10 protein-coding genes and 1 rRNA gene are annotated in these 14,960 nt (G+C 42.0%); all 11 read left to right on the plus strand.

The genetic code is table 11. From position 1 onward, the window contains the following. The first annotated feature begins 72 nt into the window (after positions 1–72). The 11 genes from bhn_RS06355 to bhn_RS06405 all read left to right on the plus strand — a co-directional run bounded on the left by bhn_RS06355 (position 73) and on the right by bhn_RS06405 (position 14,919). Positions 73–2,934 (plus strand): 23S ribosomal RNA (locus bhn_RS06355). Positions 2,935–3,197: 263 nt separating this feature from the next. Beyond that, positions 3,198–4,103, plus strand: a complete 906-nt coding sequence (locus tag bhn_RS06360; protein WP_071175902.1) for a chemotaxis protein — start codon at positions 3,198–3,200, stop codon at positions 4,101–4,103. Between the two features lie 106 nt (positions 4,104–4,209). After that, entirely contained in the window at positions 4,210–5,025 is an 816-nt protein-coding gene (locus tag bhn_RS06365) for a hypothetical protein (protein WP_071175903.1), read from the plus strand. Further along, positions 5,022–7,343: a midas domain-containing protein gene (locus bhn_RS06370; RefSeq protein ID WP_071175904.1), complete on the plus strand. Its 2,322-nt coding sequence runs from the start codon at positions 5,022–5,024 to the stop codon at positions 7,341–7,343. The genes bhn_RS06365 and bhn_RS06370 overlap by 4 nt, the downstream gene beginning before the upstream one ends. Before the next feature lie 50 nt (positions 7,344–7,393). Beyond that, on the plus strand, positions 7,394–8,011 hold the full coding sequence (gene hisH, locus bhn_RS06375) for an imidazole glycerol phosphate synthase subunit HisH (RefSeq protein WP_071175905.1): 618 nt from the start codon (positions 7,394–7,396) through the stop codon (positions 8,009–8,011). Positions 8,012–8,023: 12 nt separating this feature from the next. Further along, entirely contained in the window at positions 8,024–8,785 is a 762-nt protein-coding gene (hisF, locus tag bhn_RS06380; RefSeq protein WP_071175906.1) for an imidazole glycerol phosphate synthase subunit HisF, read from the plus strand. A gap of 6 nt (positions 8,786–8,791) precedes the next feature. Continuing rightward, entirely contained in the window at positions 8,792–9,469 is a 678-nt protein-coding gene (locus tag bhn_RS06385) for a uracil-DNA glycosylase (protein WP_071175907.1), read from the plus strand. An 83-nt stretch (positions 9,470–9,552) separates the two neighbouring features. Further along, the gene (locus bhn_RS06390) at positions 9,553–10,842 is read left to right on the plus strand and encodes a diaminopimelate decarboxylase (RefSeq protein ID WP_071175908.1); all 1,290 of its coding nucleotides are present in this window, start codon (positions 9,553–9,555) and stop codon (positions 10,840–10,842) included. Between the two features lie 47 nt (positions 10,843–10,889). Further along, complete coding sequence (locus tag bhn_RS06395) at positions 10,890–12,605, plus strand: DUF6020 family protein (protein ID WP_071175909.1); 1,716 nt, start codon at positions 10,890–10,892, stop codon at positions 12,603–12,605. A gap of 90 nt (positions 12,606–12,695) precedes the next feature. After that, entirely contained in the window at positions 12,696–13,589 is an 894-nt protein-coding gene (locus bhn_RS06400) for a tyrosine-type recombinase/integrase (protein WP_071175910.1), read from the plus strand. A gap of 19 nt (positions 13,590–13,608) precedes the next feature. Beyond that, the gene (locus bhn_RS06405; RefSeq protein ID WP_071175911.1) at positions 13,609–14,919 is read left to right on the plus strand and encodes a PLP-dependent aminotransferase family protein; all 1,311 of its coding nucleotides are present in this window, start codon (positions 13,609–13,611) and stop codon (positions 14,917–14,919) included. Positions 14,920–14,960: the final 41 nt, after the last annotated feature.

Below are 14,960 nucleotides of genomic sequence, written 5' to 3' on the forward strand. Positions count from 1 at the left end.
ACGCTATACATCATAAAGAAGAGAGAATGGTTATCGAAAGATAAGACCAGTTCTATACTAGCTAACTAAAATGGTTAAGCTATATAGGGCGCAGGGCGGATGCCTTGGCACTAAGAGCCGATGAAAGACGTGATAAGCTGCGAAAAGCTACGGGGAGATGCAAATAATCCTTGATCCGTAGATATCTGAATGGGGCAACCCGGCAGAGAAGACCTCTGTCATCGTTAACTGAATCCATAGGTTAACGAAGGGAACCCGGTGAACTGAAACATCTAAGTAGCCGGAGGAAGAGAAAACAAAAGTGATTCCGTAAGTAGCGGCGAGCGAACGCGGAAGAGCCCAAACCTAGGAGCTTGCTCTTAGGGGTTCGGACTGTATAATCGATGGAGACTGTTAGTAGAATCTGAATGGAAAGTCAGAGCCAAAGAGCGTGAAAGTCGCGTATACGAAAACGGTCGAAGCGAGACAGTATCCAGAGTAGGACGAGACACGTGAAACCTTGTCTGAACATGCGGGGACCACCCCGTAAGGCTAAATACTACTTAGTGACCGATAGCGAATAGTACCGTGAGGGAAAGGTGAAAAGGACCCCGGGAGGGGAGTGAAAGAGAACCTGAAACCCTGTGTCTGCAAGCTGCGAAAGCTCCATATGAGAGTGATCGCGTACTTTTGTAGAACCGGTCCGGCGAGTTATGTTTGTGGGCGAGGTTAAGCACTTAAGGTGAATAGCCGAAGGGAGACCAAGTCTGAATAGGGCGAATAGTCGTCAAACATAGACCCGAAACCGGGTGATCTATCCATGGACAGGATGAAGCGGCCGTAAAAGGCTGTGGAGGTCCGAACACACATCCGTTGAAAAGGGTGGTGATGAGCTGTGGATAGGGGAGAAATTCCAATCGAACTCGGAGATAGCTGGTTCTCCCCGAAATAGCTTTAGGGCTAGCCCTGTAGCATTCCTCTTGGAGGTAGAGCACTGAATATCCGCGGGGGCTTCACCGCTTACCAAAGATTATCAAACTCCGAATGCCAAAGAGGATGAGCGCAGGAGTCAGACTACACGAGATAAGTTGGGTAGTCAAAAGGGAAAGAGCCCAGATCTACGGCTAAGGTCCCAAAGTACGTGTTAAGTGGAAAAGGATGTGGGATTTCATAGACAGCTAGGATGTTGGCTCAGAAGCAGCCACACATTCAAAGAGTGCGTAATAGCTCACTAGCCGAGAGGTCCTGCGCCGAAAATTACCGGGGCTGAAACACGACACCGAAGCCTAGGGATTGTTTATATCTACGGGTATAAATGATCGGTAGGGGAGCATTCACAGGGGCGTAGAAACTGTACCGAAAGGAGCAGCGGAGCGCTGTGAAGAGAGAATGCCGGAATGAGTAGCGAGATGGAGGTGAGAATCCTCCAGGCCGAATATCCAAGGATTCCAGGGTAAAGCTGATCTGCCCTGGGGAAGTCGGGGCCTAAGCTGAGGCCGAGGAGGCGTAAGCGATGGACAGCAGGTTGATATTCCTGCACTTATGTATATCAGAACTGTGGGGACACAGGCAAAAGGCACGAGCCGGGGAAGGAAGAACCGGTCCCGCAAGGGGGAGCGAAGTATAGTAGTGAAGCGTGAGATATGACTGTCAAGAAAAGCCACTATTGCGTATACATAACCCGTACCGTAAACCGACACAGGTGGATGAGGAGAGAATCCTAAGGCCGACGGGAGAAGCATTGTTAAGGAACTCGGCAAAATGTCCCCGTAACTTCGGGATAAGGGGAGCCCACGCAAGTGGGCCGCAGAGAAGAGGCTCAAGCAACTGTTTAGCAAAAACACAGGTCTATGCGAAACCGAAAGGTGAGGTATATGGGCTGACGCCTGCCCGGTGCTGGAAGGTTAAGAGGAGAGGTTAGAGCAATCGAAGCTTTGAATTTAAGCCCCAGTAAACGGCGGCCGTAACTATAACGGTCCTAAGGTAGCGAAATTCCTTGTCGGGTAAGTTCCGACCCGCACGAAAGGCGTAATGATTTGAGCACTGTCTCGGCAATGCACCCGGTGAAATTGAAGTACCAGTGAAGATGCTGGTTACCCGCGCCAGGACGGAAAGACCCCATGGAGCTTTACTCCAGGTTGATACTGGGGTCCGGTACCATATGTACAGGATAGGTGGGAGACTAAGAAGTAGTGACGTCAGTTGCTACGGAGTCGCTGTTGGGATACCACCCTTATGATGCTGGGCTTCTAACCAAGGATCTTGAAACAGGTCCGGGGACAATGTCTGCCGGGGAGTTTGACTGGGGCGGTCGCCTCCGAAAGGGTATCGGAGGCGCTCAAAGGTTCCTTCAGAATGGACGGAAACCATTCGCAGAGTGCAAAGGCAGAAGGGAGCCTGACTGTGACACCGACGGGTGGAACAGATACGAAAGTAGGACTTAGTGATCCGGTGGTATGAAAGTGGGATTGCCATCGCTCAACGGATAAAAGCTACCCTGGGGATAACAGGCTTATCACTCCCAAGAGTTCACATCGACGGAGTGGTTTGGCACCTCGATGTCGGCTCATCGCATCCTGGGGCTGTAGCAGGTCCCAAGGGTTGGGCTGTTCGCCCATTAAAGCGGTACGCGAGCTGGGTTCAGAACGTCGTGAGACAGTTCGGTCCCTATCCGGCGCGGGCGTAGGATATCTGAGAGGAGCTGTCCTTAGTACGAGAGGACCGGGATGGACGGACCGCTGGTGTATCAGCTGCATCGCCAGATGCATAAGGCTGGGTAGCCACGTCCGGAAGGGATAAACGCTGAAGGCATCTAAGCGTGAAGCCCCCCTCAAGATGAGATATCCCTGCTTCGGCAGTAAGACCCCTTGGAGAGTACGAGGTTAGATAGGCACAAGGTGTAAGCACGGTAACGTGTTCAGCTGATGTGTACTAATAGGTCGAGGGCTTATCCAAAACGCAAGTATAGGAAATGGATTTAGATATCAGTGTTCGGTTTTGAAGATACAAATTTGAACTAATAATTTGAAATATAAAAAACTTATAAATGAATTCTTAAAAGACGGTCAAATGCCCGTCTTTTTTGTTTTTGTATATTTATTTTCAGAAAATTATGCTATACTAAAGAAAGATATTCAATAATTATTTTTAATCGGTTTTGCGGTATTAATACTAATGGGATATCGTTAAATTATTTTCTTATTACGTGAGGTGAGAGAATGGAATCAAAGATTCTGCTTGAAAATGGAACGAATGAATTAGAAGTCCTTGAGTTTAAGATTGACGATCATTGCTATGGTATCAACGTAGCCAAGATCAAAGAAATTATTGTGTATCAGGAGGTTACTCCTGTTCCTAATGCTCATCCTAGTATTGAAGGCATATTCATGCCACGTGATACAATGATCACTGCTATTGACCTTAGAAACTGCTTACAGAGAGGTGCTTCTAAACCAGGCGGACTTTTCATTATCACAAACTTTAACAAGTTAGATATTGCATTCCATGTAGATTCTGTAGTTGGTATCCACAGAGTATCATGGGCTGATATTATTAAACCTAATGCTACAATTTCAAAGGCTGAGGAGAGTATCTCAACTGGTATCATCAAGTTCGAGAATCAGCTGATCATCATCCTCGACTTTGAGAAGATCGTATCAGATATCAATCCTAATACTGGTCTTAATATGGATGCTCTTGCAGAAATCGGCTCTCGTCCTAGAAATGAAGTTCCTATTGTTCTTGCAGAAGATTCACAGCTTCTTAATAAGCTTATTGTAGATTCTTTAAATAAAGCTGGATATAATAACGTAAGACACTTTGAAAATGGTAAGCTTGCGTACGATTACATTAAGGCTTGTAAAGATAGAGGCGAGCTCAATAACATCAAGTGTATCATCACTGATATTGAGATGCCTATCATGGATGGTCATAGACTTACAAAGCTCGTAAAGAGCGACGATGCTACCAAGGATATTCCACTTATTATCTTCTCATCACTGGTTAATGAAGAAATGAGAAGAAAGGGTGAATCCTTAGGAGCAGATAGACAGTTGTCTAAGCCAGAAATTGGAAATCTTGTAAGCGTAATAGATGAGCTTGTTAATGCTTCGGATGCGAGCTGATATTAACTGACTTTAACTCCCTTTGCCTCAGTTATGGAAACTAGCTTTCAATGACTGTTAAGACAAAGGGAGTATTTTAATATTGGCATAATTGGTAGGTGTTTTAATGAGTAAATCTTTAGTAGAAATGGTAGAGTCATCAGACCAGATAGTTATAGGAATTGGTGACGAATGGAATTGGGTCAGAAGAGGAATAAGGAATGATCCAAGGTATGAGCAGCTATTAAATCTATGTAGTGATGAAGAACATAAGTGGCTCTTACCAGTTGTTGAATATGAATATGCATATTATAATTCTGATTCCCGAATTGAAGAAGCTTATAGACTTCTTAGAAAATTAGTCGGAGACAAGAAATATTTTCTTGTTTGCGATACAGTCTTTCAGGATGCGCTTTTATACGGCTTTGATCCAGCTAAAAGCGTGTATCCTTGCGGTAATCTGATGTACTTACAGACACCAGATCTTGATGATCCGTTAATATTTTCAGAAAAATCTATTGAATTTATGCAACTTGTTGCCGATATACATGATATCATAAGTATAGGCGGAACAATTGATGATACGAAGACCTTTGTTAAGCCATTTCAGGATGGCAAGGAATTGTATCTGAACCAGAAAAGAAAAGAGTATAGTAATATAGCCTATAATGAAACGGCATATATGGAAAACTGGGATGTGTACAAGAAATTTTTGACACATACTCTTAATTCTAAGTTACTTATTTTGGAACTTGGAGTAGGACTTGATTACCCTACTGTAGTCAGATGGCCTTTTGAAAAGATTGCCTTTGTAAACAAAAAGGCCCATCTTGTAAGAGTGCATGAAAAACTATACCATCATACGCCTGAAATAGAAGAAAAGACGGATTCTATCCCGATGAATTCAGTCGACTATATTTTGCAGGAGTGTAAGGGGTTATGAATTCTAACAACGAGGAATATCTCGACAGCCTGTTAAGTTCAGCGCAGTCAAATAATGATAATCCGCAGTCTGCTCTAAGTAGGATGTCAGGCAAAGGAAGATCATCCTCCTCTACATTGCCAGAAAATGGCGGTGCAGGGGATCTTGGTGCGCTTGTAAATAATTCTAACGGCACTAATCAGGACTTGGCAGAGATTGGAAATATCCTTAATAAACTGGATAATGACGAGTTTCTTGATGATAGTATGGCAGATCTTTTAGATGATATTGAAAAAGAAACAGATCCTGATATTCCAAAGTTTACTGTTGGTAATGTTCCATCTAGTGACGATGTTAGAGATCCGGAGGAGATTGCACTTGATGAAGCTATAGCTGATGCAGAGAGGATGGATGCTGAGATTCAGAGCGGCAAGTTTGATCAGGCTGAATCCGCAAATGCACCTGAGCCTGCAGAAGAGGCACCAGCGCCAGCTCCAGTAGTTGAACCAGATATTCCTATTATTGATGAATCTCAGGAGAATGACTCTTTTTTAGAGATGGCTCCAGAGGAAGCTATTCCAGAAGATGATAGCTCTCAGCTGGGAAAAGAGACAGATTCAGACGCAGATCAGACTCCAGAAGAGATCCTTACAGATCTTTTAGATGAAGAAGATGCAAGTAGTTTAGTAGTTCCTGAAGAAAATACAGAAGATAGTTTAAGTAATCTTCTTGATAATATCCAGGATGAAGAAGTTCAGGAAGAGCACGTAGAAGAACCTGTTCTTATGGAAGACAGTGACGAAGAAAAGGAAAAAGTTGTTCCAGAAGAAATAGACCTTGGAAGTATAGATGATCTTTCGCTTGATGATCTTGAGGCAGATCTTGATGGTTCAATTTCTGAAGAAAGCGGATCAGAAGGACCTTCTGGCGATGTGATCTCAGAAGAAGTAGCACCAGATACAGCGGGTGATTCTGAATTTGATGATCTTCTTTCTGATATGGAGTCACTTATTGGCGGCGATGAAGCTACTGAGGAAGCGGCAGGGGAGCCTTCAGAACCAGATAGTATTGCTCTTGAAGAAACATCAGAAGAAGCTGAGCCAGCACAGGAGCCTGCTCCAGCAGAGGCATCTGGAGAAGATGAGCTTGATCTTGGTGATCTGGAAGCTAGTCTTGATGACCTTCTTGGAGGTGAAGCGGCAGATTCCAGTTCAACCGATGGTGAAGTTGCTGATATAGAAGATAGTACTGAAAGCTCAGGAGGCGAAGGCGGAGAATCAGAGAGTGATATTTCAATTCCTGATCTAGATGCTCTTATGAACAGCCTTGCTAATGATGAAGTAGAAGATATAGAAAACACAGCTCATCTTGATGAAGAAGTTGGTAGACCTGAGGATTCTGAGATTCCAAAGGAAGATATATTAGAGGCTCTTACAGAGGAAGAAGATCTTGAAGGAGCTATGGAGCCATCTCTTGATGACCTTGCTGCTCTTGAAGAAAGACCAATGGATGATGAACCTGACGATGAAGAGGGCTCTAGACCAAAGAAAGGCAAGAAGGAAGGCTTTTTTGCCAGACTGTTAAAAGCTCTTACACAGGAAGACGAAGACTTAGGTACTGAAGGACTTGCAGGTCTTACTGATGAGAACCAGCAGGTATTAAATGAGCTTGGCGGCGAAGAAGGAAAGCCAGCCAAGAAAAAGAAAGAAAAGAAAGAGAAAAAGCCAAAGAAGGAAAAGCCACCGAAGGAGAAGAAGCCGAAGAAGGAGAAGCCTCCTAAACCAAAGAAAGAGAAAAAGCCTAAGAAAGAACCAGAACCAAGTGTTCCGGAAAAGGCAATCTCTCCAAAGAAGATCTCCATATGCTTCATCTTTGCAGCAAGCCTTGGCATTCTCTTTAGTATTCCAGCTTTTGTTTTACCAGAGAGAATTGCATATACAAGAGCTGAGAATGCATATACACGTAGAGAGTACACAACAGCTTATAAGATGTTCTATGGAAAAGAACTTACATCAGAGCAGAATGTTATGTATGAGCAATCCAGAGTTTTAGCCTGGTCTGAGCGCTATCTGTCAGGATATCAGAACTACATGGCCATGAACATGGAAGAGGAAGCTCTTGATATGCTACTTATGGCAATGCGTAACAAGGAAGATCTGATAGAAGAAGCACAAAACTATGGTGTTGAAATTCAAGTCCAGAGCGTGTACGATAGTATAGAATCGGTGCTTTCAGACAGCTATGGTCTTTCTGCCGCAGAAATAGAGGAGATCAACTCTATCAAGAAAGAAAGAGATTATACTATTAGGCTCATGGAAATTGTAGGTACATTAAAGTAATAAGCTTGCAATAAGGCATCGAAATGGTATGAGAGGAGTTTTGGTGCCGAATGGTTGCAATTATCGATTATGATGCTGGCAATATCAAAAGTGTTGAGAAAGCATTTAAGTACCTTGGAGCAGACACAGTAGTTACGAGAGACGCCACAGATATCATAAGGGCAGACAGAGTAGTTCTTCCCGGAGTTGGTGCTTTTGGCGATGCGATGCGTAAATTAAATGAATATGGTCTTGCAGATGTAATTAAAGAAGTTACAAACAAGCAGACACCATTTCTAGGAATATGCCTGGGACTTCAGCTTCTGTTTGATTCAAGCGATGAATCAAAGGATGCAGAAGGCCTGGGCATTTTGCGTGGTAAAATAGTTAAATTTCCAAACATAGATAGCGAAGGAAATTATTACAAAGTTCCACAGATCGGATGGAATAACTTAAACTTCCCAAGAGAAGGAAGACTCTTTAAAGGTCTTGGCTTGGATGCATTTGTATATTTTGTTCACTCATATTATCTCGATGCTGCAGATAAGAGCATTGTAACAGCAACTAGTGATTATTCAGTAAGAATAGATGCTTCCGTTGAATCTGGAAACGTCTTTGCCTGTCAGTTCCATCCTGAGAAGAGCGCAGACGTTGGAATGCAGATACTTACTAACTTTATGCAGGTATAAAGAGGTGAATCTATGCTGACAAAAAGAATTATCCCTTGTCTTGATGTTAACAACGGCAGGGTTGTAAAAGGAATAAATTTCGTAGATCTTAAGGATGCTGGTGATCCGGTTTCAGTAGGAGAGGCATATTCAAAGGCTGGAGCTGATGAGCTTGTATTTTTAGATATCACAGCTTCCAATGAGCGAAGAGCAACCGTTACAGAAATGGTCAGAGAAGTTGCCAAAAAAGTTTTCATTCCATTTACTGTTGGCGGCGGTATCAGAAGCTGCGACAACGTTAAGGCTATACTTCGTGAAGGAGCAGATAAGGTTGCCATTAACTCAGCAGCTATCGACAGACCAGAACTTGTTAAAGAGGCTGCTGAAAAGTTTGGAAGTCAGTGCGTAGTAGTTGCTATCGATGCCAAGAGAAGAGAGGATGGCACAGGCTGGAATATCTTTAAGCACGGTGGCAGGATCGATACCGGAATAGATGCCATAGAATGGGCCAAGAAAGCCACAGACCTTGGAGCAGGTGAGATTCTTCTTACCAGTATGGACTGCGATGGCACCAAGAATGGCTATGATATCGAACTTACAAGGAAGGTAGCAGAAGCTGTTGACGTACCGGTCATTGCATCAGGCGGAGCAGGAGAGCTTTCACACTTCTATGATGCCCTTGCTGATGGCAAGGCTGATGCGGTTTTGGCAGCATCTCTTTTCCACTATAAAGAACTTGAAATCAATCAGGTAAAAGAATATTTGAAAGAAAGAGGAGTGTCTGTAAGACTCTAAAAAGCTATGGCAATGATCTCAAATGACTGGCTCCCTGCATTGCAAGAGGAGTTCCATAAAGACTATTACAAAAAACTATTTACCTTTGTAAAGGACGAATACAGTAAGCACGTGGTCTATCCACCATCAGAGGACATTTTCAATGCCCTTCACCTGACACCACTTAAGGATGTAAAGGTGCTGATACTTGGACAGGACCCGTATCACGAACCGGGTCAGGCTCACGGACTGTCTTTTTCTGTACTTCCAGAAAAGGCGGATACGCCACCATCCCTAGTTAATATCTACAAGGAACTAAGTGACGACCTTGGGCTTTATATTCCAAATAATGGCTACCTTAAGAAGTGGGCGGATCAGGGAGTTCTTTTGCTAAATACAGTGTTAACAGTCAGGGCACATCAGGCCAACTCTCATAAGGGAAAAGGCTGGGAGCAGTTCACAGATGCGATCATAAGAGCTGTAAATGAGCAGGATAGACCTGTAGTCTATATGCTTTGGGGCAAGCCAGCTCAGAATAAAAAATTAATGCTAAATAATCCAAAGCATTTGATACTTGAGGCTCCACATCCAAGCCCTCTTTCAGCATACAGGGGCTTCTTTGGATGCAAACACTTTAGCAAATGCAATGAATTTTTGGTTCAGAATGGTCTTGAGCCAATCGATTGGCAAATTGAGAATATTTAACACAAAATACACTTGCATTTTTATGCATTACCATGTTAAAGTGATTTGAATACAATTTAATTGTAGTTTGGAGGATAGAGGATATTATGAAAAAACCATTTGTAACCAAAGCGCAGATTGAAGAGATTGTAAAAAAATACCCTACACCATTCCACATTTATGATGAAAAGGGAATCATTGAAAATGCCAAGGCAGTATATGACGCCTTTTCATGGAATAAGGGCTTTAGAGAATACTTTGCAGTAAAAGCTAATCCTAATCCTGTTCTTTTGGACATTTTAAGAAGTGTCGGATGCGGATTTGATTGTTCATCTATGACAGAGCTTATGCTCAGCAGTGCTGTTGGGGCAAGTGGTGAAGAGATAATGTTTTCATCAAATGACACTCCGGCAGAAGAGTTTGTATACGCAGACAAGATAAATGCAATTATCAACCTTGATGATTTCACACATATTGAATTTCTTGAAAAGACAATCGGAAAGATTCCGGAGACAATTTCCTGCAGATACAATCCAGGTGGAGTTTTCCAGATGAGTAACGGAATCATGGATAACCCTGGAGATGCCAAGTATGGTATGACCAAGGATCAGCTAATTGAAGGATTCAAGATCCTGAAAGAAAAAGGAGCTAAGAGATTTGGTATCCATGCTTTCCTTGCTAGTAATACAGTGACAAACGAGTATTATCCACAGCTTGCCGGTCAGCTCTTTGAACTTGCAGTTGAACTCAAGGAAAAGACAGGTGCTCATATCACATTCATAAATCTTTCAGGCGGTGTAGGAATTCCTTATAAACCAGATCAGAAAGGCAATGACATTGCAGAGATCGGAAAGGGCGTTCATGAGCAGTATGACAAGATACTTGTTCCAGCAGGAATGGATGATGTAGCAATCTACACTGAGATGGGAAGATTCATGATGGCACCTTACGGAGCCCTGGTTACTAAGGCAATTCATGAGAAGCACATTTACAAAGAGTACATTGGTGTTGATGCCTGTGCTGTTAATCTTATGAGACCAGCTATGTACGGCGCTTACCACCACATCACAGTTCTTGGAAAAGAGAATGCGCCACTTGATCATGTATATGATGTAACAGGCTCTCTTTGTGAGAACAATGATAAATTCGCTATTGAAAGAAGCCTTCCTGAGATTGAAAAAGGTGATTACCTCTTTATTCATGATACAGGTGCACACGGCTATTCAATGGGTTATAATTACAATGGAAAATTAAAAAGCGCAGAGCTTTTATTAAAGCAGGATGGTTCAGTTGAACTTATCAGAAGAGCAGAGACTCCAAAGGACTATTTTGCAACACTTGATTGTCTTTCGGTTTCAGCTAAACTTAATAAGATAATCGACGAAGAAAAATGATAGATAAGTGAGGGGAAGTAGTGTATCTAGCCTTTTTTGCTTGTTGGATGATTCAGTTATTAATAGGAATTACCGTTAGAAATCCTCTAACGGTAGTTCTTTTTGTATGCTTTTATTTGCTCAATAAAAAAGCTGATTCCTATAGCTACAAGCTTTCAAACATTAAACAGATCGGGATTGTCATTTCTGTTATTTTGTCGGGAGTATTTACCTTTGTATTTAGGAAAAGAGTAACAGCTGCCTTTACAAGCGGAATATTTAAGCTCCTTGCTGTGATGATCCTATTTGTTGGAACATTTAGCTTATGCCTTATCATCTATAAGTATCTAATATCTCTTCTTATCAAGGATAAAGAGCTGAAAGAGGTCAAAGAAAACGTTAAGCTCACAAAGATAAGAGAACGTTATTATGAGCTCATAGATAGCCCAAAGAAAGTGTTTATCCTTACCTTTGTACTTTGCCTCATAGGGTGGCTTCCATACTTCCTGTACGAATTTCCTGGCATCATGACAGCAGATTCCCTCGTTCAGTTTGAGCAGATCACAGGAGTCAGAGACTATTCAAATCATCACCCTGTGGCTCATACTCTTTTGATAAAACTCTTCCATAGTATAGGAAGGCTCTTTACAGCAGATAGTAGCGTAGCCATAAGCTTCTATACTGTATTTCAAGAGCTATTCTTTGCTACGTGCCTTGCAACCGGCGTTAGAAAGGTAAGAGAACTACTTGACGCAGAAGGCTTTATTCTTGAAGTTATCAGTATCTTATTTTTTGCATTTGTGCCATTTAACGCAGTATTTGCAGTTACGATCTGGAAGGACATCCCATTTGCAGCCATCACAATACTCCTTGTTTGCCACGTGATCACTATGCAAAAGAAATCTGAAGCACAAATAAAAGACTTTGTTATAATGGCAGTTCTTGGCATATTATTTGCACTCTTTAGGTCAAATGCGTGGTATGCCTTCATCCTATGGACACCAATATTCATCTATACATTTAGGAAAGATCTCGTAAAAGCCATCATAACTATGACTGCGGTCATCGTAACAGTCGCGTTAATAAAAGGTCCAGTTATGGATAGCCTTGGAGTAGGTAAGCCAGACTTTGTTGAGTCCTTATCTGTTCCAACAGCTCAGATAGCAAGAGTACTTGTTAATGATAGAAAGCTCACACCTAAGCAGCAGGAACTTATTGACAACTGTATTGATACAACCTATATTCACGAGCTCTATGCACCAGATTATGCTGATAATATCAAAGAGCTTGTAAGAGCAGGAAATGTAGAGTATTTGGAAGCTCATAAGAGAGACTATCTTAAACTCTGGATAGAGCTTGGAACTACGTATTTTCCAGATTATTTAGCAGCCTGGTACGACCTTCTTGGTGGCTACATTTATCCTGACTTTGCCTATAGTGTTGGCGATATAGATGGAATCATGACTAACGAAATGGACCTAGTCTGGAAGCCACAGATAGGCGGCAAGATAGTAGTTAAGTCAAAAGAGATCTTGATAAAGCTTGGAGATTTCATTCCAATCTATGGAATGATGTGGAGCATAGGAACATACTTTTGGTTCCTTGTAGTTACGCTTATTATCTGCATCAGAAAAAAGATCTCGCACCTCGAGTCATGGCTTTTACTTCTCATGATGGGAACCCTTTTAATAGCAGCACCAAATCTTGAATTTAGATATGCTTACTCAATAGTTTTGATTTGGCCAATACTTATTGCAAAAGCAAATGGTAACAAAAAACTGTAAAAATGGCTTGATTGCTAGGAATTTCTGTAGTATCATAACTAAAGTGCATATTTGTATACAATTATCCAATATTGTCAGAGACGGTGAGTTATGAGAAAGCAGATATCAGAATTTGTAGATTACTTACAAAAAGTGAAGAAAACGTCACATAACACCTGCCTGTCCTATAAACGTGATCTTGAAAGGCTTGCTGATTACATGGCAAATCGCGGCGTTTTAGATGTAACACAGATCACAGAGGACAAGCTTTCTGATTATGCTGCAAGTTTAAGGGAAGAACAGTTTGCAGCGTCCTCTATTACAAGACACTTTACTTCTATCAAAGCTTTTTTCCGTTATCTAGAAGAGAATGGCAATATATCTGAGAATCCATCAGATGTGCTTAAGAGTCCCAAAGTTGAAAAATTGCCACCTCGAGTTCTCACAACAATTGAAATTGAAGAGTTATTGTCTCAGGACTTTGGTTCAGACCCAAAAGGCATCAGGGACAAAGCAATACTTGAGCTTCTCTATGCTACAGGACTTAAGGCAACAGAGATGATAAGTCTCAAACTATACAACATTGATCTGGCTCTTGCATGTGTTCGTCTTCCAATGACAACAGGAGCAAACAAGGAAAGGCTTATTCCTTATGGCAAAAAAGCCAAGGACGCCCTTCAGGACTATCTATTATATGCACGTAAAGAACTGCTTGGTGATTTTCAGGATGATGAAACAGTTTTCTTAAACTGTAATGGCTCATCCCTTAGCAGGCAGGGACTATGGAAACTTATAAAGTCATATGTGTATAAAGCAGGCATTAAGTCTGACATAACTTTATTTACACTTAGACATTCTTTTGCTTCCCATCTGGTTGAAAATGGTACTGATCTTGCTGCAGTGCAGGAGATGATGGGATATTCAGACAGCAACACGATTTCTCGTTATATTACCAAAACTAAAAAAGCTACTGACCCATTTGAATGGGCTCGTATAAGAAATTGAGTTAAAGAGGAGATATGAAATGCCTGAAGTTCAAAATGTCACAAAAAAGTATGTTGAGATGAACAAGGAAGAGCTAGAAAAAGAGCTTGTGAAACTCAAGGCTGAGTACAAAAAGTACCAGGAAATGGAATTGTCACTTAATATGGCAAGAGGAAAGCCTTGTAGAGAGCAGCTTGATCTGTCAATGGGAATGATGGATACACTTAGCTCAGATGCTGATCTTTCATGTGAGGATGGTACAGATTGCCGTAACTATGGTGTGCTCACAGGAATCAGAGAGGCAAAGGTTCTCATTGGAGCTATGATGGAGAACAAGCCAGAGAATATCATTATCTATGGCAATTCATCTTTGAATGTTATGTACGATACAGTTTCAAGAGCATATACACATGGCGTTATGGGCAATACACCATGGTGCAAGCTTGACAAAGTTAAATTCCTTTGTCCTGTACCTGGATATGACAGACATTTTGCAATCACAGAGTACTTTGGAATTGAGATGATCCCTGTGCAGATGACACCTACAGGACCAGATATGGACGAAGTAGAAAGACTCGTAGCAAGTGATGAGTCAATCAAAGGTATCTGGTGTGTTCCTAAGTATTCAAACCCTCAGGGATATTCATATTCAGATGAAACAGTCAGACGTTTTGCACGTCTTCGCCCGGCAGCTAGAGACTTCCGTATCTTCTGGGATAACGCATATGGCATTCATCATCTCTACGATGATGACCAGGATTACCTCATCGAGATCCTGGAGGAATGTAAGAAGGCAGGTAGCCCTGATCTTGTATATAAGTTTTCATCAACATCCAAGATCACATTCCCGGGAAGTGGAATAGCAGCCATTGCCACATCACTTAATAACCTTGAAGAGATCAAGACTCAGCTTGGTTATCAGACAATCGGTCACGACAAGGTTAACCAGCTCAGACACGTTCGATTCTTTGGAGACCTTGATGGCATGAAGGAACACATGAGAAAGCATGCAGCAATAATAAGACCTAAGTTTGAGACAGTTCTTAATGCTCTTGAGAGAGACTTAAAGCCATGCGGAATCGGAAGCTGGACCAATCCTAAGGGTGGTTACTTCATCAGCTTTGATGCTCCAGAAGGATGTGCCAAGGCCATCGTAGACAGAGCCAAGAAAGCAGGCGTTACTATGACAGGAGCAGGAGCAACTTATCCATATGGTAAGGATCCTCATGACAGCAATATCCGTATTGCTCCTACATTCCCTTCAGTAGCTGATCTTAAGCTTGCTATGGACATCTTTACAGTTTGTGTAAGACTTGTAGCAGTAGACAAGATGTTAAAAGAAATGAATTAAGAAATAAAGCAATATAAAAGGCCGGTTCGTTAGAACCGGCC

Origin of the sequence: Butyrivibrio hungatei, from assembly GCF_001858005.1 — a bacterium.
In the GTDB taxonomy this organism is placed as follows: Bacteria; Bacillota; Clostridia; order Lachnospirales; family Lachnospiraceae; genus Butyrivibrio; species Butyrivibrio hungatei.